General features: G+C 60.5%; 16 protein-coding genes. 8 read left to right on the forward strand and 8 right to left on the reverse strand.

Annotation, left to right across the window (positions count from 1 at the left end; translation table 11 throughout):
- Positions 1-60: 60 nt before the first annotated feature.
- Genes ASG35_RS24240 through ASG35_RS24250 form a run of 3 tightly spaced genes read right to left on the reverse strand, consistent with a single transcriptional unit; the run spans position 61 to position 3986 of the window.
- A complete protein-coding gene (locus tag ASG35_RS24240; protein ID WP_056363607.1) occupies positions 61-2289 on the reverse strand; it encodes a xanthine dehydrogenase family protein molybdopterin-binding subunit in 2229 nt (742 codons plus the stop codon).
- Positions 2286-3275, reverse strand: a complete 990-nt coding sequence (locus ASG35_RS24245; protein WP_056363609.1) for an FAD binding domain-containing protein — start codon at positions 3273-3275, stop codon at positions 2286-2288. Before ASG35_RS24245 ends, ASG35_RS24240 begins: the two co-directional genes overlap by 4 nt.
- A 9-nt stretch (positions 3276-3284) precedes the next feature.
- Positions 3285-3986, reverse strand: a complete 702-nt coding sequence (locus ASG35_RS24250; protein WP_056363611.1) for a 2Fe-2S iron-sulfur cluster-binding protein — start codon at positions 3984-3986, stop codon at positions 3285-3287.
- 303 nt (positions 3987-4289) lie between these two features.
- On the opposite strand from ASG35_RS24250, the gene ASG35_RS24255 reads away from it, so the two are divergent.
- Both ASG35_RS24255 and ASG35_RS24260 read left to right on the forward strand, forming a co-directional pair.
- Positions 4290-4592 carry a type II toxin-antitoxin system MqsR family toxin gene (locus ASG35_RS24255; protein WP_056363613.1) on the forward strand — a complete coding sequence of 101 codons (303 nt, stop codon included), beginning with the start codon at positions 4290-4292 and terminating at the stop codon, positions 4590-4592.
- Entirely contained in the window at positions 4589-4990 is a 402-nt protein-coding gene (locus ASG35_RS24260) for a type II toxin-antitoxin system MqsA family antitoxin (RefSeq protein WP_056363614.1), read from the forward strand. The genes ASG35_RS24255 and ASG35_RS24260 overlap by 4 nt, the downstream gene beginning before the upstream one ends.
- 58 nt (positions 4991-5048) lie before the next feature.
- Here ASG35_RS24260 and ASG35_RS24265 read toward each other — a convergent pair whose 3' ends face one another.
- The 3 genes from ASG35_RS24265 to ASG35_RS24275 form a co-directional block, all read right to left on the reverse strand.
- Positions 5049-5849 (reverse strand): transporter substrate-binding domain-containing protein, encoded by an 801-nt coding sequence (locus ASG35_RS24265; protein ID WP_056363616.1) that lies wholly within the window; start codon positions 5847-5849, stop codon positions 5049-5051.
- 144 nt (positions 5850-5993) lie between these two features.
- Complete coding sequence (locus tag ASG35_RS24270) at positions 5994-6530, reverse strand: isochorismatase family protein (RefSeq protein ID WP_235527690.1); 537 nt, start codon at positions 6528-6530, stop codon at positions 5994-5996.
- Positions 6520-7842, reverse strand: coding sequence for an inositol monophosphatase (locus ASG35_RS24275; protein WP_235527692.1), 1323 nt, complete (start codon positions 7840-7842; stop codon positions 6520-6522). The genes ASG35_RS24270 and ASG35_RS24275 overlap by 11 nt, the downstream gene beginning before the upstream one ends.
- Before the next feature lie 170 nt (positions 7843-8012).
- Between ASG35_RS24275 and ASG35_RS24280 the strand changes: the two genes are divergently transcribed.
- The 4 genes from ASG35_RS24280 (at position 8013) to katE (ending at position 14198) form a co-directional block, all read left to right on the forward strand.
- Positions 8013-8468 carry a GFA family protein gene (locus tag ASG35_RS24280; protein WP_056363618.1) on the forward strand — a complete coding sequence of 152 codons (456 nt, stop codon included), beginning with the start codon at positions 8013-8015 and terminating at the stop codon, positions 8466-8468.
- Between the two features lie 225 nt (positions 8469-8693).
- The gene (locus ASG35_RS24285; protein WP_056363619.1) at positions 8694-10277 is read left to right on the forward strand and encodes a S53 family peptidase; all 1584 of its coding nucleotides are present in this window, start codon (positions 8694-8696) and stop codon (positions 10275-10277) included.
- Between the two features lie 57 nt (positions 10278-10334).
- On the forward strand, positions 10335-11951 hold the full coding sequence (locus ASG35_RS24290) for a S10 family peptidase (RefSeq protein WP_056363621.1): 1617 nt from the start codon (positions 10335-10337) through the stop codon (positions 11949-11951).
- Between the two features lie 99 nt (positions 11952-12050).
- Entirely contained in the window at positions 12051-14198 is a 2148-nt protein-coding gene (gene katE, locus ASG35_RS24295; RefSeq protein ID WP_056363623.1) for a catalase HPII, read from the forward strand.
- Between the two features lie 101 nt (positions 14199-14299).
- Here the strand turns inward: katE and ASG35_RS24300 are convergent, their stop codons facing one another.
- Positions 14300-14623, reverse strand: a complete 324-nt coding sequence (locus ASG35_RS24300; protein WP_056363625.1) for a DUF4148 domain-containing protein — start codon at positions 14621-14623, stop codon at positions 14300-14302.
- Between the two features lie 346 nt (positions 14624-14969).
- Between ASG35_RS24300 and ASG35_RS24305 the strand changes: the two genes are divergently transcribed.
- Together ASG35_RS24305 and ASG35_RS24310 are read left to right on the forward strand one after the other, a co-directional pair.
- On the forward strand, positions 14970-18389 hold the full coding sequence (locus ASG35_RS24305; protein ID WP_268761138.1) for an ATP-binding protein: 3420 nt from the start codon (positions 14970-14972) through the stop codon (positions 18387-18389).
- A gap of 135 nt (positions 18390-18524) precedes the next feature.
- Entirely contained in the window at positions 18525-19025 is a 501-nt protein-coding gene (locus tag ASG35_RS24310) for a hypothetical protein (protein ID WP_056363630.1), read from the forward strand.
- A gap of 15 nt (positions 19026-19040) precedes the next feature.
- Here the strand turns inward: ASG35_RS24310 and ASG35_RS24315 are convergent, their stop codons facing one another.
- Positions 19041-19229, reverse strand: coding sequence for a hypothetical protein (locus tag ASG35_RS24315; protein ID WP_056363892.1), 189 nt, complete (start codon positions 19227-19229; stop codon positions 19041-19043).
- Positions 19230-19309 lie beyond the last annotated feature (80 nt).

A 19309-nucleotide genomic window follows, 5' to 3' on the forward strand; every position in this document is an offset into this window, starting at 1 on the left:
GCAAGCACGAAAAAAACCGCGCGGCGTTGAAAGCCGCGCGGTTTCCGGAACGACCCACCATCAAACCATCGTTTTCGGCATGACCTTGTCGAGCGTTATCGGCAGATCGCGCACGCGCACGCCGGTTGCGTGATACACGGCATTCGCAATCGCGCCCGCCACGCCCGTAATGCCGATCTCGCCGATACCTCTCACGCCCAGCGAATTGATATGCGGATCGGCCTGGCCGAGCACGGTGATATCGATTGCGTTGATATCGGCGTTCACCGGCACGTGGTATTCCGCGAGATTGGCGTTCGTGTAGCGGCCGTAGCGCGGATCGAGTTCGCTTTTCTCCGTCAGCGCCGAGCCAATGCCCCACACCACGCCGCCCATCAACTGGCTGTGCGCGGTTTTTTCGTTGAGCAGATTGCCGACGTCGTAGACGCTCACCACGCGTGCAACGCGGATTGTGCCGAGATCGGCATCGACGTGCACTTCCGCGAACACCGCGCCGAACGAGTGGAACGCGTACTCCTTTTTCTCGTCGCCGGGCTTGACGGTCGCCGTCGCTTCGATCGGCTTGCCGCCGTTTCTTGCAATGATCGCCGCCGCCGGATCGCGCTTCGACGGATCTGCCCGGCTGATCACCCAGCCGTTGTTGACGGTCACGTCATCGGGCGATGCGCCGCTCAACGGCGAAGCCGAATCCGCAAGGGTCATCGCGATCAACTTGCCGCGAACCTGCGATGCCGCTTCGCGAACCGCCGGCGATACGCTCGCCGCCGATTGCGATCCGCCCGATACCGGCGCTTTCGGCAACGACGAATCGCCGAGCGCGAAGGTCACCATTTCCATCGGAAAGCCGAGGGCATCGGCGGCGACCTGGGTCATCACGGTGAACGTGCCGGTGCCGAGATCCTGCGTGCCCGATGCCGCCATTGCCGTGCCATCCGGCAAGATGCGCACGACCGCCGACGCCTCGCTGCGATTCGCCGGATACGTTGCCGTTGCCATGCCCCAGCCAATCAGCGTGTTGCCCTCGCGCATGGAACGCGGTTTTGGATTGCGCCGCGACCAGCCGAATTTCGCCGCGCCTTTTTCGTAGCATTCGCGCAGCGATTTCTCCGACCACGGCTTTTTCTCTTGCGGTTCCATGTCGGCGTAGTTCTTCAGGCGGAACGCGAGCGGGTCCATGTTCAGCTGGTACGCCATTTCGTCCATCGCGGATTCGAGCGCGAACGAACCGCTCGTTTCGCCCGGCGCGCGCATGAAGGTCGGTGTGCCGACATCGAGTTTCACGAGCCTGTGCGTGGTCGCCTGGTTCGGCGTGGCGTACAACATGCGCGTGAGAATGGCCGAGCTTTCGTTCCAGTCCTCGAACGTCGATGTCGTCGATATCACGTCGTGGCGCATGCCGGTCAACGTGCCGTCATCGCGTGCGGCAACCTGGAAATGCTGTTCGGTGAACGGCCGGTTGCCGACCATGCCGAACATGTGCGGGCGTTCCAGCACGAGTCGCACGGGCCTTCCGGTTTGCTTCGCGGCCATCGCGGCGAGCACGACGTGCGACCAAGCCGATCCTTTGCAGCCAAATCCGCCGCCAACGAAAGGGCAGATCACGCGAACGTTGTCTTCGCTGATGCCGAGCGTTTTCGCCACCGCGCTGCGTTCGCCGGAAACACCCTGGGTTGCATCGTAGAGCGTGAGTTTCGGGCCGTCCCAGCGCGCCAGGGTTGCGTGCGGTTCCATTGGATTGTGATGCTCGTTCGGCGTGGTGTAGACCACATCGAGCCGGGTTGGGCCTTGCCTCAAGCCTGCCGCGACATCGCCGCGTTGTGTATCGATTGGCCGGCCCATCATCTTTTCCGGCCGGTACGCGCTGGATTTCGCGCGCTGGTAGTCGGCGTTGGGCGTTGCGGCTTCGTACTTCACCGATGCCTGCAATTTGCGCGCGCCGTCGGTTGCGCGTTCGAGCGTGTCGGCCACGACGACCGCGATCGGCTCGTTGTTGTAGCGCACTTCGTCCGTCTGCAACAACGATAACCGGCGCACCGCTGGCGGCGACGCATCGGGCTTGCCGCCATTGGGCAAACGCATCGCGGTTTCGTGCGTCATCACGAGCAGCACGCCGGGCATGGACTGCACGCGGGCGGTGTCCATCGATACAACCCGGCCGCGCGCAATCGTGCTCATCACGAGCACCGCATGCGCGAGCTTGGCTTCGGGGTTATCGGCGGAATACCGGGCTTGGCCGGTAACTTTTAGAAGACCGTCGGTGCGATCGAGCGGTTGTCCAAGAACACTCATGCCATACCTCCAGCGGTGGAAACCGCGCGGATGATCGCGCGTTGAGCCAGCTCGATCTTGAAGCTGTTTTCGCGATAACCCCTGGCATCGCGCACGGCGAGCGCCGCGGCACGTTGCAAGGTCTCGTGCGATAAAGGCTTGCCCACGAGCATCTGTTCCGTTGCCATCGCGCGCCAAGGTTTGTGGGCGACGCCGCCCAACGCAATGCGCGCCGTTTTCACCGTGTTGCCGTCCATCTGCAACGCGGCCGCAACCGAAACCAGCGCGAACGCGTAACTCGCGCGGTCGCGCACTTTCAGATAATGCGAATGCTCGGCGAACAAGGGCGGCGGCAGATCCACCGATGTAATCAGTTCGCCCGGTTTCAGCGTGGTATCGACTTCCGGATGTTCCCCTGGCAACCGATGAAACTCCGCGAACGGAATCGCGCGTTCGCCTTGCGGACCATTCACGCGCACGACGGCATCGAGCGCGGCGAGGGCCACGTTCATATCGGAGGGATTCGTCGCGATGCACTGGTCGCTCGCACCGAGAATCGCGTGAATGCGATTGTTGCCTTCCAGCGCCGCGCAACCGCTGCCCGGCGTGCGCTTGTTGCATTGCTGGAAGCCGGTGTCGTAAAAATAATAGCAGCGCGTGCGTTGCATCAGGTTGCCGCCGACGGTTGCCATGTTGCGCAATTGCGCCGATGCACCCGCCAGAAACGCCTCCGACAAAAGCGGATAACGCCCGCGAATCCATGCGTGATTCGCGGCGTCGCTGTTGCGAACCAATGCGCCAATACGCAAGCCGCCATCGGGTAGCGAAGTCACGGCGCCGAGACCGTCGATATGCGTGATATCGACGAGTTTCGACGGCCTTGCAACGCCGCCTTTCATGAGGTCGAGCAGATTTGTTCCGCCGCCGATAAACGCAACGCCCGGCTGCTGGGCAGCCTTGATTGCCGCGCTGACATCGGTGGCGCGTTCGTAGGAAATGGCATCCATGTCGCGCTCCTATGCCTTGGTGATGGAAATGGCTTTCACCGCCGAGACAATGTTCGGATACGCGCCACATCGGCAGATGTTGCCGCTCATGCGTTCGCGGATTTCGTCGTCGGAGAGTTGGGGCGGGCGGAAGCGGACATCGGCGGTGGCGGCGCTGGCATCGCCGGCACGGAATTCATCGAGCAAAGCCGTGGCCGAACACAGTTGCCCGGGCGTACAGAAACCGCACTGAAAGGCATCGTGCTCGATGAAAGCCGCCTGTATGGGGCTCAGCGTTTGCGCCGTTGCCAATCCTTCGACTGTCGTGATCGATTCGCCTTCGTGCATGACGGCAAGCGTGAGGCATGAGTTGATGCGGCGGCCGTTGGCGATCACCGTGCATGCGCCGCATTGCCCGCGGTCGCAGCCTTTTTTTGTTCCGGTGAGGCTCGCGTATTCGCGAAGGGCATCGAGCAGCGTGGTGCGCGCCTCGAGCTGCATTTCGTAAGGATGACCATTGATGATCAGCTTCACGGGCATCAACGGAGCGGCTGCGCTTGGATTGGTAGATGGCACAGGCGCTTCGGCGCTTGCCGGTTGCTGCTGCGCATGTGCCAGCGGAGCGGTGGACACAGCCGCGGCCGCTGCGGCGGATTGCAAGAAGCGGCGCCGTGAAGGTTTGGCGATATCTGGATCTGGAGAAGACGTGGTGCTGTCGGTCGTGTGGGGCATGGCGATGTGAAGCTCCTCGCTGAGTCGGTCGGCGTTGGCTCGACGCACTCAATGTCGTGATGCGTCTGGCTAACAGCGGTGCTGTCCGCATTCGCCTTGCGGCAGGTGGAAGACAAATGGAGACAAAGGCAGTGAGCAAGTCCGGTGCCATCGGCGTGCGCCGCGCTGCGGCGGGGCACGGCTCGAACAATTGCAGGTAAGGGCTACATTCAACGGTAAAACACACGAGGTGTTAACTGGCTGCTTTCCCGGACGACCATCTCGAAAATTGTCTATACTAACCAAGTAGGTTAGTGTGAGCGGATGGAGAAAAGCGTCCCTCACTGCCGGCTTTCTATTGTTTTTGCCCTCATCGAAGCGGGCCAAGTGCGCTCGACCGCGTCCGCGCTTGGCGGCGCTGCAGCGCTGGGCTTCGATTTCGACGAGATGATGCGAGTGGTTAAAGCGTTGATGCCAAGTGACTTCTATAAAAGCATGACGACGTATGCCGATCACCGCGTCTGGCAAGACGTTTATCAACCAACCACATCCGCCGGACCGGTCTATTTGAAACTGACGGTTATCGATGACGTCCTTGTGGTGTCCTTCAAGGAGCTAGGAGCATGAAGTGTCCGGTCTGCGGCGCAGCAGCACTTAAGCGCGACACACGCGATCTGCCGTATTCGTACAAAGGCGAGTCGACAATGATTCCCGACGTAACCGGTGACTTTTGCCCGGCTTGCAGCGAGGCAATTTTCGATTCATCCGAGTCTTCACGGATCAATGCGGCGATGCTGGAGTTCAACAAACAGGTGAACGCGACTATCGTCGATCCAGCGTTTATTGCGAGCGTCCGAAAGAAGCTTGCGCTCGACCAGCGCGAAGCGGCCGAGATATTCGGCGGCGGCGTCAATGCTTTTTCCCGATACGAAAATGGCAAAACAAGGCCGCCATTGGCGCTCGTCAAGCTGCTGAAACTGCTCGATCACCATCCCGATCTTTTAGAAGAAGTCAGAGCGGCATGAGCTGAAACGCAAACTGCCGCCCAAGGGCGGCAGTTCAAAAAATCAACCTCAAGCCAGCTTACAGATCGCTCGGATACGGCGCTTTCAACCACTTCGTGGACAGCTTGTTCAACGTGCCATCGTTCTTGGCTTTCAGCACGGCTGCATCGACTTCCTTCAACAGGCGTGTCTCGCCCTTGTTCACCGCCACATGATCGGGCGAGCTGAATAGCTGGAACTTCTGCTCCGGCGCGATCGGCGGATTACGCGCGATGATCGTTGCGCCGACATCATTACCCACCACCATCAACTGAACCTGGCCCGACAAGAACGCCGAAATTGCGCCGTTGGGGTCATCGAAACGCTTGATGGTCGCATCGGGCGGCGCGACCTTCGTCACGCTCAAGTCTTCCAGCGTGCCGCGTGCAACGGAAATCGTCTTGCCCGCCAGATCCTTTTCGCTCTTGACGGGCAGCGACTTCGGTCCGAACACCGCCAGGTAATACGGCGCATACGGCCGCGAAAAATCGAGGACCTTGTCGCGCTCGGGCGTCTGACCCACGCTCAGCAGAACGTCGGCTTTGCCCGTCGCAATGTACGCCATGCGGTTTTCGCCGGTAATGGGCACGAGCTCGACCTTGACCTTCATCGCTTTCGCCAGATAGTCGGCCATTTCAATGTCATACCCTTGCGGCTTCATATCCGGCCCGATGGACCCGAACGGCGGGTAATCCATGAACACGCCGACCCGTACGACGCCGCTTTTCTGCACGGTATCGAGGGCGTCGGCATAGGCGAACGAGGCAGCGCCGGCGAGCGGCGCGGCGAAAGCGGCGGCCACGAAAATGCGCCGGGCGAGGCGTGAAAGACGAAGGGTCATGATGGTGGCCTTGAGCAGAGGTCGAAAATCTGTTGGATCGCGATTCGAATGATCGCGGACATGAATGGACTGTAGGGAGGCCAAAATCCCGTAACAATCGAAATCTGCTCATGCCAGCCATGACGGCCAAGCATGGCTCGCACTTCACTTCACGAGCGCGAGGACGTCCTTGAAGCGCGGATGACGGCAGCTTTCGAGCCAGCCGAAAATCGCCGTTTCGGCCGTGGTGGGAAACGCGCCTTCGTGCTGTGCTCTTGCTAGCGCGATTGCCTTATTCTCCGGCGCGCGTGAACCGGTGGCATCGGCGATGAGTTCCACCGTGTAGCCGAGTTTCAGCAAACCGCGCACGGTCAGCAGCACGCAGACGTGCGACTCGCAACCGGCCACGAACAGAACCGTGTCCTTCGACGGCAACGCGGCGACGAAATCCGGACAGAGGGTGGCATCGAAGGTATGTTTTTCGATTACACGATGCCGCTCGCCAATCAAGCCGTCCACCGTTGCCCCCAGTCCGCGCGGATTCTGTTCCGTGAAAAGCACGGGGATATCCAGCAAATCCGCGGCGGCGATCAGCGCGGCGCAACGCCGGAACACGTGTTCCGCGCCGTCGATATGTGGCATCAGTTTCGCCTGCATATCGACCACGATCAGCATCTGGTCAGGCTCGCCGTCAGGCTTCACTTTCCATGATCCGGTCGATCAAGCGCGCGTTTTCGCCCGCCGATCCTATGCCTTCGTGCTTCGCCATCGGTATGAAAAAGTGCGTCTTCACGTTCGGCAGGTCGGCGGTTTCGAGCCAGCCGGTCAGATGCTGCGAGAGGCGCCGCGCGGGGACATCGAGTTCCTCGCGCAAGGCTGGCGGCAGTTGCTCCAGATAGCGCGCTTCGGTTTGATACGGCTCGGGCGCGACACACAAAGCGTCGGGGCGCCCGTCCGGATCGGCCGGCAGGCGTTCGAGCGCCTCGCGCAGGAGCGCAACGCCCAGACCTTCGCCGCGCCACGGCTTGCGCACTTCCCATGTGCCGATAAACACCACCCGGTGCGTATTGAACACCGAGCAAAGACGCTCGGGCCCAAGCGCTTCGGTCGCGGCGAGCGCAAGCGACAGCATCTCGCCGGAATACGTGTCCAGCACATAGACGAGGTCGGCGCTGCTTTGAATCGGCGGCACTTTCACGAGTTTCAACTCGACGGCAGCCGCCACGATATCCGTGCCCGCCTCGTGAAAAACGGCGAAAGCGGTGCCGAGGCGTTCGTCGTCGACCTGGGGATATTCATGGCGATACGTCATGGTCAGCAGGAACGGGCCGATCTTTTCCCCGACTTTCTCGCGATAGGCAAGCGGCTTGTCCACGTCGTAATCGCTCGTGCCTTCGAGCCCGTACGGATCGTAATCCTGCGCGGCGGTGTCGCTCGGCGCGCGCAAGGCACCGACGGCAGCGGCAGGCCGACGGGATTTCGGCACGAGGTCTTCGGGCAAACCTTCCCAGCTCAGCCGGAGAAATTCGCGGCCGCCGCGGTAATGCGTTTCGAAAAGCGATGCGACCGGCGCGCTCGAAAACGGCGCGAGAATCCGCTCGGCGGATTCCATTGCACGATCCATGAGCTGGTCGGCTTCGTCCGCGTCGGGCATGTGGCGGATGGTGTCGTCGGCGGATCCGCTTTCTGCCGCGTGTTGCTGCCGCGCCAGTTCGAGCCATTGGTCAGCGGCGCGTTCGGCCAGGAAACCCGCTGCAATCTGGGCGCCGGACAGCACGATCGACTTGCCGGTTTCTCCGAGCGGGAAAACGTACTCGTCGGTCATGACATCCGCGACGCTCACATTTTTGTAATCCGTACGAGGCGAAGGTGCGCCCGCGGTTGGGTCGTATCGTTCATGCGAAAGCACGTGGGCGGCAAGATCCGCGGCGCCGGGTGCAGCGTTGGGACTGGCGGCCGTCGCGAATGCGGAGGCGCCAGTGGGGAGCAGAGCCAGCAGGGAAACGTGCTTCATGAATGCCATCTCCGTCTCGTGAGGGTGTCATCGTAGCAAAACCAGTGCTTTTTGCCGCGGTCGCCTGCGGTTCGGCGCGAGAGTTGCTACATCTGGACCTATTGGTACGACCGTTGTCATTGCCCGGCAAAGTGCCGACCAGCTTACAGGGAGCCGCGATGAACCGCCTTATGAGCAACTCTAATGATGAAGCGCATGACAGGGAAGCGTTGCCGGCCGAACGTGGCGAGCACGGCGAAGCCATTCACGAAGGCGGCTGCGCGTGCGGTGCATGGCGCTTCGTGGTTTCGTCGGAACCCGATCGCATCGGGCTGTGCCATTGCATGACATGCCGCAAGGTGCATGGCTCGGCGTTCGGCGCGTACGCAGTTTATCTCGCGGAGCAAGTCAGCATGTCGGGCGCGACGCGTGCCTGGCAAAGTTCCGCCGATGGCCGCCGCCACTTCTGCGCGGTGTGCGGGTCGGTGGCGTACATGGCGTTTGTAAATAATGACGAGATCGAACTGCCAATCGGCGCTTTCGATGAAACCGGCTTCCTCGAGCCGACTTACGAGCTGTTCTGCGTGCATCGCGAGCCATGGTTATCCGCCGATGGCCGGCGCGAATATCCCGAGGACCGGCCCTGAACCCGTCCTTCCTCAAGCCGGAATTGCCCTCGCATGACGCGTCCTGCGGTTGATCCTTGCCGTGGAAGGCAATCGTTTGCCGCGCCGGAACTGCGGGAACCCTCGCATGTCGGAAGAAAGCTTTCTGCAAATCACGCGCTTCAATTACGCAAAGCCGCATTTCAAGTCATCTCGAACGCCCATTCCCGCGACACGAATTTTGCAACAACAAGGAGCCCGAGCACCATGACCGGTACAACACCCCCTGCAGACCATCCCATTCCTGGCAGCGACAAATCGCAACCCGACGGCGCGCATTGTCTTGGCGCATGTAATCCGGCTGAAAAGATCGAAGTAGTGGTCATGCTTCGGCGGCAGAACGACGGCGAGTTCAAGCAGTTGATGCAGAAGATCAACGAAGGCGCCGCCGATGCCGCGCCGGTTTCCCGCGATGAATTCGGCAAGCGCTTCGGCGCATCGCAAGCGGATGTGACGCGCATCGAAACGTTCGCGAAGGCGCACGGGCTCGATGTCATCCGCGCCGATGCAAACTCGCGCAGCGTGGTTCTGTCCGGCACGATCGCGCAGTTCAGCGCGGCGTTCGCCGTCAAGCTGGAGCGCTTCGAGCACCACGCCATCGGCGAATATCGCGGACGCTCGGGCCCGGTGAACGTGCCATCGGACATGAAGGATATGGTCACCGCAGTGCTCGGCCTCGACAGCCGGCCGCAAGCGCGCCCGCATTTTCGTTTCCGTCCGCCGTTTCAGCCCGCGCGCGGCGGCACGAGCACTTCGTACACGCCGCTCGACCTCGCGCGCCTTTACAACTTTCCCGCCGGCGATGGCAGCGGCCAGTGCGTCGGGATCATCGAGCTGGGCGGCGGTTACGATCAAAGCGATCTCAGCGCGTATTTTTCGAAGCTCGGCGTGGGCAAGCCCGACGTGGTATCGGTTGGCGTCGATCAGGCCAATAACGCGCCGACCGGCAATCCCAACGGCCCGGACGGGGAAGTAACGCTGGATATCGAAATTGTCGGCGCAATTGTGCCGGGCGCGCGCATCGCGGTCTATTTCACGAACAATAGCGACGCGGGTTTCGTCGATGCCGTGAATCGCGCCATCCACGACGATGCCAACAAACCCTCGGTTGTATCCATCAGCTGGGGCGGCCCGGAATCGAACTGGACGGCGCAGTCGCAAAACGCGTTCAACGACGTGCTGCAATCCGCTGCGGCCATGGGCGTGACGATCTGCGTGGCTTCGGGCGACAGCGGCTCGAACGACGGCGTGGCCGATAATCGCGATCACGTCGATTTCCCCGCGTCGAGCCCATATGTGCTCGCGTGCGGCGGAACGCATCTGAGTGCATCGGCAAAAGGAATTGGTAGCGAAGTCGTCTGGAACGACGGCGATCAGGGCGGCGCGGGCGGTGGCGGCGTGAGCGCCGTATTTGCGCTGCCGGTCTGGCAGAGCGGCCTGAGCACGACGCGCACCGAAGGCGGCAAGGCTGCGCTGACAAAACGCGGCGTGCCCGATGTTGCCGGCGACGCGTCGCCGCTTACCGGCTACGACGTGCTAATCGGCGGCACGGAAACGGTCGTGGGCGGCACGAGCGCGGTCGCGCCGCTGTGGGCGGCCTTGATCGCGCGGATCAATGCGGCGGCCGGCAAACCCGCGGGTTTCATCAACCCGAAGTTGTATCGTGCGAAGACGGCGGGGCACGACATCACGCAGGGCAATAACGGGAGCTTCGAGGCATCGGCGGGATGGGATGCATGCACGGGTCTCGGCAGTCCCGATGGCGCAAAAGTCGCGGCGGCGCTTAAATAGGTAAAACGCAAACAAGGTAGAAGGCCAAGAACTCCAACAACAAAACCAGGAGCAATCATGACGAATTCACCGGCGGCAGAGAAGTCTTCCAGTGCGCCTTCCAGCAAGAAAGATCAGCCGTATTTCGATCCGACGCCATACGGCAACGGTCCCGATGACGCCATCGATTCAACCCTCACCGACGAAAGCGCCGCGATCACGCATCACTCGACGACTATCGGCGGGAAGAAGATCGATTACACCGCGACGGCGGGGCATCTGGTGATCGTGGATCCAAGCAGCTCGAAGCCCGCCGCCAAGCTCTTCTACGTTGCGTTCACGCAGGACAACCAGACGGAGGAAGCGCGTCCGCTGACGTTCTTCTATAACGGTGGTCCGGGTTCGTCAGCCGTGTTCGTGTTGTTGGGTTCTTACGCGCCAATGCGCATCAAGACCTCGACGCCGGACTTCACGCCGCCCGCGCCGTACCAGATGGAAGACAACCCGGACAGCTTGCTCGACAAGAGCGATCTGGTGTTTATCAACCCGGTGGGAACGGGATATTCGGCCGCGATCGCGCCGAACAAGAACCGCGATTTCTGGGGCGTTGATCAGGATGCCGATTCAATCAAGCAATTTATCAAGCGCTTCCTGACCAAGAATAATCGATGGAATTCGCCGAAGTTTTTATATGGTGAATCGTATGGCACGGCGCGCAGTTGCGTGCTTGCATACCGTTTGCACGAGGACGGCGTGGACCTGAATGGCGTCACGTTGCAATCGTCCATTCTCGATTACCGGCAGACGGGAAATCCCGTGGGCGCCTTGCCGACCGCCGCCGCCGATGCGTGGTTTCACAAAAAGCTCGGCGTGCATCCGCGACCAACGGACTTGTTGGCATTCTCGGAAGAAGTGGCGCAATTTGCGCGCACGGATTACATCGCGGCGTTGCGCAAGTTTCCGCAAACCGACGACGACACCGTGGAGAAATTATCGGAATACACGGGTATCGATAAAGCCACGCTGATTGCGTGGAGCCTAGACATTGCGTCTTACGACAGCCGCGGCAATTCACTTTTTCTTACGACGCTGCTTAAATCGAGAGGCGTGGCGCTCGGTTCCTACGATGGACGCGTCACCGCCATTTCAACGGGCATTGCGGGCAAGATCGATCCGAATTCCGGCGGCAACGATCCGACCATGACGGCCGTGACCGGCGTGTACACCGCGATGTGGAACCAGTACTTGAACGAGAAACTGAAGTTCACCTCCACGTCGTCGTTCACCGATCTCAACGACCAAGCCTTCCTCAACTGGGACTTCCATCACAAGGACCCGACCGGCGCGGAAAAGGGCATGGACGCCAAGGGCAACATCGTGCTCTACACGGCGGGCGATCTTGCTGCGGTGATGGCGCTGAATATCGACTTGAAGGTGTTGTCGGCGAATGGATTCTATGACTTCGTGACGCCGTTTTATCAGACGGTGCTGGACTTGCAGCAAATGCCGCTCATCGATAAAACCGTGCGCGAAAATCTGACCGCGAAATTTTATCCATCGGGGCACATGATTTATCTCGATGGCGGATCGCGCACGCAATTGAAGGCGGATCTTTCGACCATGTACGAAGCCGCAACCGCGAACCACGAAGCAATGAGCCGCATTCGCGCATTGCAGCAACGCAAGAAAGACTGACGCCTTTGGGCAAAAGGCATTGGCGGGAACACGGTTTGCGGAAGAAGGGCGAGCGCATGTCAGGTGCGTCAGTTCAATTGCAAACCGGAGTTCCCCTCAATGCCTACATCGAAGAAGAATGGAGGCGCAGCAGCGCCTTCACCGACCAGCGCCGTTGCGCGGACACCCTCGCAAAACAACACGAATCCCAAGCTGGACAGCCTCGAACAATTCCGTTCGGACGCCACCAACCAGGCGTTGACGACCAATCAAGGCGTCAAGGTCGCCGATAACCAGAACACACTGAAAGTCGGCCCGCGTGGCCCGTCGTTGCTCGAAGATTTCATCATGCGTGAAAAGATCACGCACTTCGACCACGAGCGCATTCCTGAACGGATCGTGCATGCGCGTGGCTCCGCCGCGCACGGCGTGTTCAAACCATACAAAGCCCATACCGACTTGACGAAAGCCGCGTTCTTGTCGGACCCGAACAAGGAAACGCCGGTCTACGTGCGTTTCTCGACGGTCCAGGGATCGCGCGGTTCCGCCGATACCGTGCGCGACGTGCGCGGTTTCGCCGTCAAGTTCTACACGGACGAAGGCAACTTCGATATGGTCGGCAACAACATGCCGGTCTTTTTTATCCAGGACGCCATCAAGTTCCCGGACTTCGTGCACGCGGTCAAGCCGGAACCGCACAACGAAATGCCGCAGGGCGGATCGGCGCACGACACGTTCTGGGACTTCGTCTCGCTCGTGCCGGAATCCGCGCACATGGTTCTGTGGACCATGTCGGATCGCGCGATCCCGCGCAGTCTTCGCACCATGGAAGGCTTCGGCATCCACACGTTTCGTCTGGTGAATGCAGAAGGCAAAGGACGCTTCGTGAAATTTCACTGGCGTCCGACTATCGGTTCCGCATCGCTTTTGTGGGACGAAGCGCAGAAACTCGCGGGCAAGGACGCGGACTTCCACAGGCGAGATTTGTGGGAAGCCATCGATATGGGCGACTATCCGGAATGGGAACTGGGCGTTCAGATCGTGGAACAGGATCAGGAGCATTGGTTCGACTTCGATATTCTCGATCCGACCAAGATCATCCCCGAAGAAATCGTGCCGATCACCATGCTTGGCAAGCTCACGCTGAACCGGAATCCCGATAACTTCTTCGCTGAAACGGAACAGGTCGCGTTTTGTCCGGGGCACATTGTTCCGGGTATCGACTTCTCGAACGATCCGCTGCTGCAAGGCCGTTTGTTTTCCTATACCGACACGCAGATCAGCCGGCTCGGCGGCCCGAACTTCCACGAGATTCCGATCAACCGCACCATCGCGCCGATGCACAACAACCAGCGCGACGCGAAGCACCGCATGACGGTGAATCGCGGACAAGCTTCGTACGAACCGAATTCCATCGACAGCGGCTGGCCGAAAGAAACGCCGCCGGCGGCAATCGGCGGTGGTTTCGAAACGTATCCGGAACGCGTCGATGCCGTGAAGATCAGGCAACGCAGCGAGTCTTTCGCCGATCATTATTCGCAAGCCACGCTGTTCTGGAAGAGCATGACAAAGCCGGAGCAGGATCACATTGTCGGCGCGTATTCGTTCGAGTTGAGCAAGGTGGAGCGCAAGTTCATTCGCGAACGGCAGCTTGGAATCCTGGCGAATATCGATAGCGAACTGTGTGCGCGCGTGGCCGACAACCTTGGCCTTCCCGCGCCGCAAGCGAACGCTACGCCGGAGCAGCTGGGCAAGTCGTCGCTCGCGGAATCGCCGGCGCTGAGTCTCATCGCGAAGGCGAAACCTTCGGTGAAGACGCGCAAGGTCGCGATTCTCGCCGCGAAGGGCGCGGACGTTGCGAGCATCAAGGCGATCAAGGATGCGCTGACGGCCGAAGGCGCGCATGCGAAAGTCGTTGCGCCGCAACTCGGCACCTTGGGCGAAGGCGTTGAAGTCGATGCAACCATCCTCGCGCTGCCATCGATCATGTTCGACGGCGTAGTTGTTGCCGGCGGCGCGGCGAGCGCGAAGCTTCTGTCCGAATCAGGCGATGCGCGTCATTACGTGCTGGAAGCGTTCAAGCATTTGAAAGCGATTGGCGCAGTGGGCGACGGCGAGGACGTGCTCGCGGCCGCGCACTTGCCAACGGGCGACGAAGGCGTGAGCGTGGGCAGCGACGTTAAGAAAGTCATGAAGGCGTTCATCACGGCATTGTCAGGCCACCGGGTCTGGGCGCGGGCTGAAAAGGCGGAAAGCGTGCCCGCCTGATTCAGCGGTTCAAAACAGGCAGGACGCATGAAATAAAATGGCCGCCGATCTTCGATCGGCGGCCATTTTTCTTAGGCGATTTTGGCTGGAGCTACGCGGGTTTATTGCCCGAAATAAGTCGACCGTGCGCCGTCAGGCTGAGCGACGATCGCTCGCGTTCCCGCTGCGGAAGAACCATTGACGCTCGGTCCGTACGATGTCGCCATCACACCGCGGTTTGTTTCCACGCGCGTCTCCGCCGCTTGCGTTTGTGCGGGGTACGTCGTGTGATCGCCTTCTACGTTATAGCCCGACTGTTCCATCTGGACGAGATCCGCTTTCACGGCCGCGCGCGTGACCGTATCGCTGGACTGCTGCGCATTCGCTAGCGCCGGAGCGCCGATTGCCGCCACCAAAACGATTGCGGGAATGATTGCTTTAAGCATGGTGGTGTCTCCTCGATTGTCCTCGTTGCTTGCTGGCTTCATCGACTACCGGTTGGTTAGCCGGTGTCGCGTGACAGATCCAAGTGTAGGCAAGCAAGGCCGATTCTATTAACGGCGATTTTCGCTAAATATTGTTGTGAGACTCGCAATAATGACCGCATTGCTTCCAGCTTGTTAAACGCTTACGGCTGGACTGTATCGGCTTGAGCGAAGTGATGTTTCACGATCCTGCGTTGGCCTCGCGACGTGAATTTGCGACACTGGCGAACTGCTTGAATCAGGCGTGTATTGCGTCGTTCTTTAGGGAATTGCAATGGCATTACCAAGGACGCTCGTCACGATAAAAATGCCACGCTATTCACGTAGTGCCTGGTCGTTTTGCGCGGCGTTATTATTTTGTTTGCTTTGTGCCTTATGTGTTTCAGCAAATGCCGGGCAATCAAAACCATTGGTGGTGGGCGTTATTCCTGGCGCGTTGCCGCCCATGGAAATGAGTAATCCGAATGATCCGGACAATGCGGTGCGCGGTGTGTCGGCGGATTTTGCGCAACGTATTGCGGGCGCGTTGCAGCGGACGGTTCAATGGCAGGCTTTCGCCGATCGCGCTGCGATGATCGAAGCGTTGCGGCAGCATCGAATAGATGTGGCGACCAGCGCAACGGGAAACGACAGCGGCGGCCCATTGCTTTACAGCAGGCCGTATGTCGCGACCAAGCAGGTCTACGCGGAGCGCCGGGTCGCCGGCACGCGTAATGGCAAGATTGCGTATGTTGAATCGCAGACGTCGCCGCAGCGATTGCAAAACGCGTATCCATCGATGCATCCCGCCGCTTATCGCAATACGTTGAGCGCATTGCTCGCGGTATCGCTGGGCGACGCCGACGCCTTTGTCGGCGACCTGATCACAGCGGGTTACGCGGTCGATCATTTCGATCTGGTCAACCTTACGCTTTCCGGATTTGCTCCGTTCGATGAAGCCGGCTACAGCTTCGCATTTGCCGCCGACGCAACCGGCGAAGCCTTGCGTCGGCGCGTGGATGCGGCACTCGCTGCATTGCCGCCGCGTTTCCTGATGGAAGTGCGTGCGCGCTGGGCCGTCGACGCAGCCGTCACATTCAATCAGCCGCTCAGATTGAACGAAGCCGAGCTAGCCTGGATCGCGGCGCATCCGGTGATCGACTATTCCATGTATGCAAACGCTGCGCCCCTGACGTTCCGCGATTCCAGAGGCAAGCCGGCGGGACTTGCCATCGATATGTTGTCGGCTATCGGCGCGTTGACGGGGCTCACGTTCGAGGGACATTTGCGCGATTCGGTCAAAGCCGTTACCGACGATATCGCCGATGGCAACTCGGCCCTGATTCCGTATGGACTTAGCATGGGGCAGATTCCGCCGCAGTTCGTGCAGGCCAAACCGTATGGCGAAGGCGTGCTCGCAATCGTGACGCGCGCCGGCACCACGCCACTTCACGACGCCCGGGCGCTCGACGGAAAACGCGTTGCGTTATGGCCTAACCATGTGCTGATCAGCATGTTGCGCGAACGCGTGCCGACGGCGCGAATCGTGGAGACATCGCCTATCAATGGCCAGTTCGACGCCGTGCTCAACGGCGACGCGGACGCGACGATCGTCGACATGACCTTCGCGAACTATGCAGTAGGCAATACGTATCGCGGCAAGCTTGCGATCACCGGCGCGTTCATCGATCAACCCGTGCAGCACGGTTTTCTCGTCGCACGCGGAGAACCGATGTTGCTGTCCATCGTGAACAAGGCGATTGCGCACATGCAGCCTGCTGAACTCGATGCAATCCGTCGCCGATGGTTGCTGATCGAACATCCGGAAAGCAAATGGGAACAGCGGCGACCGCAAGTCATTTTCGGCGCACTGCTGGCCGCGACCTTGCTCGCATTGCTCGCGGGATGGGGACTCTCGCTGAAGGACCAGGTCAACCGGCGCCGCATTGCCGAGCAGGCCATGCGGCGTGCGCGAAACGATGCAGAAAGCGCGAACCGTGCAAAGTCGGTATTCCTCGCCGCGATGAGCCACGAAATCCGCACGCCGATGAACGCCGTCCTCGGCCTGCTCGAACTCGAATTGCGGAGCCCAGGCGATCGTGTATCGACGGTCAAGGCGCTCGGCACCGCGCACAATGCCGCGCGTGATCTGCTCGGCATGATCGACGATATCCTCGACATGGCCAAGATCGAAGCCGGGCGTCTCACGTTGACGCCCGCACCGGTCGAGCTCCGGGCGTGGGTGCGGAGCGTCGCCGCGATCTACGAACCGGCGGCGCGCGTGAAAGGTTTGACGCTTCTGGTTCGCGCGAACGGCGAGCGTGGGCAGGGACATGAGCAGGGACATGAGCATGCGTGGGTATCGGCGGACGCGTTGCGCTTGCGGCAGGTGCTGGGGAATTTGTTATCGAACGCGATCAAGTTCACCGATGCCGGCGAGGTCGCGATCGAGTATTCGATCACGCAGACGAACACGCGTTGCGCATTTGTTTTTACCGTCTCCGATACCGGTCTCGGAATCGCGCCCGACCAACAAGCGCTGCTGTTCGCACCGTTCACGCAGGCACGTCAGGAACGGCCGGGAAGGTTCGGCGGCACCGGTCTTGGCTTGACCATCTGCAGGCGGCTCATGACGATGATGAACGGCACTGTATCGTTATCGAGCGTGCCCGGGCAGGGCAGCCGCTTCACCGTCAAGGTGAGCTTCCCACCGGTCGAACCGCCTTTGAACAATGCCGTGTCCGAGCACATCGAAACGCCTGTGCGCGCCGGTCTGCGAGTACTCGTGGTCGACGATCATCCTGCCAACCTGATCCTGCTTGCAAGCCAGTTGAAGAATCTTGGCTGCGAGACCGAAACAGCGTGCGAAGGCGCGGCCGCTTTCGCTCGATGGGACCAGCAGCAGCGCGATGGTTTTCCATTCGATTTGATCCTGACCGACTGCTCGATGCCCGTGATGAGCGGCGAAGATCTCGCCCGCGCAATTCGCAAGCGTGAAGCCGAAGGGCAGGGCGCGCGCATACCCATCGTTGGCGTAACCGCGAATGCGCAGCGTGAGGCTATTGACCACGCGCTTGCGGCCGGCATGACGCAGTGTCTGGTCAAGCCGCTGGGGCTCGACGCGCTGCGCCTTGCGCTCGTGCTCGCTTCGCAAGATGTGGAAGATGCGTCCGCCGCGACGAATGCCGGCCATGAATCGCACGACGCTTATGCACGATTTTTCCCGGTATCCGATGCACCCATTCGTTTGTCGAAGCGCACCGTACGCACTCGAGCTTATGGTCCGGCGCACGCTTTTCCATCGAATACGATTGACCGGCAATCCGTGATGACAGCGCCGTACGCTGCGGACGAAAATCATCAGATGAAATCATTGGCTGTCAATTCACCACGCTTCGACGCAGACCTCCTGAAGAGTTATGGCGACCAGGCGGCGCCTTTGATCGATGCGTTGAAATGGGCGAATCAGATCGATCTCGATGAAACCCGCACCGCGCGCGCCACCGGCGATTTCCGCCGGATGCACGAACTCGTGCATCGCATGAAGGGAGCGGCTTTGGTAATTGGCGCCAGGCCTTTCGCCGATGCGTGCATAGCATTGCAACGCTTGATCGCGCAACGCGAAGAGGGCGGCCAGGCGCCTGACATGGCGGAACTCGACCGCGCTTACACACGTTTCAGCCACGAAGCGATAGCGCTCGATACGGCGTTGGCACAACACGCCGCGCTGACACAAAGCGACGCCTGAAGCGATTACTCGCGCGCAAGTTCGGGTTCACCATTAATGTCCATTGCGATTATCGAGTCGCGCATGTGTTTTAATTAGGCCCTCCTCTCGCTCCGACATTTTGCTGCGCTGTTTCCGGCGCGGCGCGCTCGCCGAATGAATAGAAGGCCTCTTTCGTATCACCGGCATGGTTCGCGTCTGGCGGTTGCGGCCGCGTGGTTGCTGCTGGCTGCGGGAAATGCGGCGCATGCGCAGCGACCTGAGCTGCTGGACCCGCGCGTGAAGCAGACGACCATCGTGGACACGATTTGCCGTCCGGGTTACGCCGACGACGTGCTGCCTCCGTTCGAGACCCTGCAACGGCAAAAAGACCAGTTGCTCAAGCAGCGCAAGGTGGACCCGGCGAACGCGTCGCAATACGCGCTCGATCACCGCATGCCCGTGCTGCTCGGCGGCTCGCCGACGGCTGTCGCGAATCTCGATATACGCCGTTGGGATGGTCGCGCCGGCCAGCGCCGCAAGGAACGGCTCGCGGTGTTCCTGAAGCGCTGCGTGTGCACGGGGGACCTTTCGCTCGCGGCGGCGCAGGCCGCCATGAGCGGCGACTGGTCGAATCAGTTCAGGAACCTGTCGAGTTCGACCTGTACCGGCGGTTGAACGCTGCAGTCATTTTCATTCGATGGTGAACGTGTCGAGCGGCTGATTCGCCTGTGTTTCCCCCGCGAAACGCCGCGCAAGCTGGTCATGAAGCCGACGCGCTTCATCGAGTGTCAGGTCGATCCAGTACGGGTCCCCGGCGCCATCGTTCAGACGGTCGGGTGGAAACTGGATCTCCAGCACAATGCCTTTCTTGTAGCTCATCGCTTCATGCTCCGCTTTGTCGCAAAGAAAGGCATCGAGTCTAACGGCGCCTGCGGCAGACATTGCTTTCGGCGAGGAAA

Source organism: Burkholderia sp. Leaf177 (assembly GCF_001424345.1).
Taxonomy (GTDB): domain Bacteria; phylum Pseudomonadota; class Gammaproteobacteria; order Burkholderiales; family Burkholderiaceae; genus Caballeronia.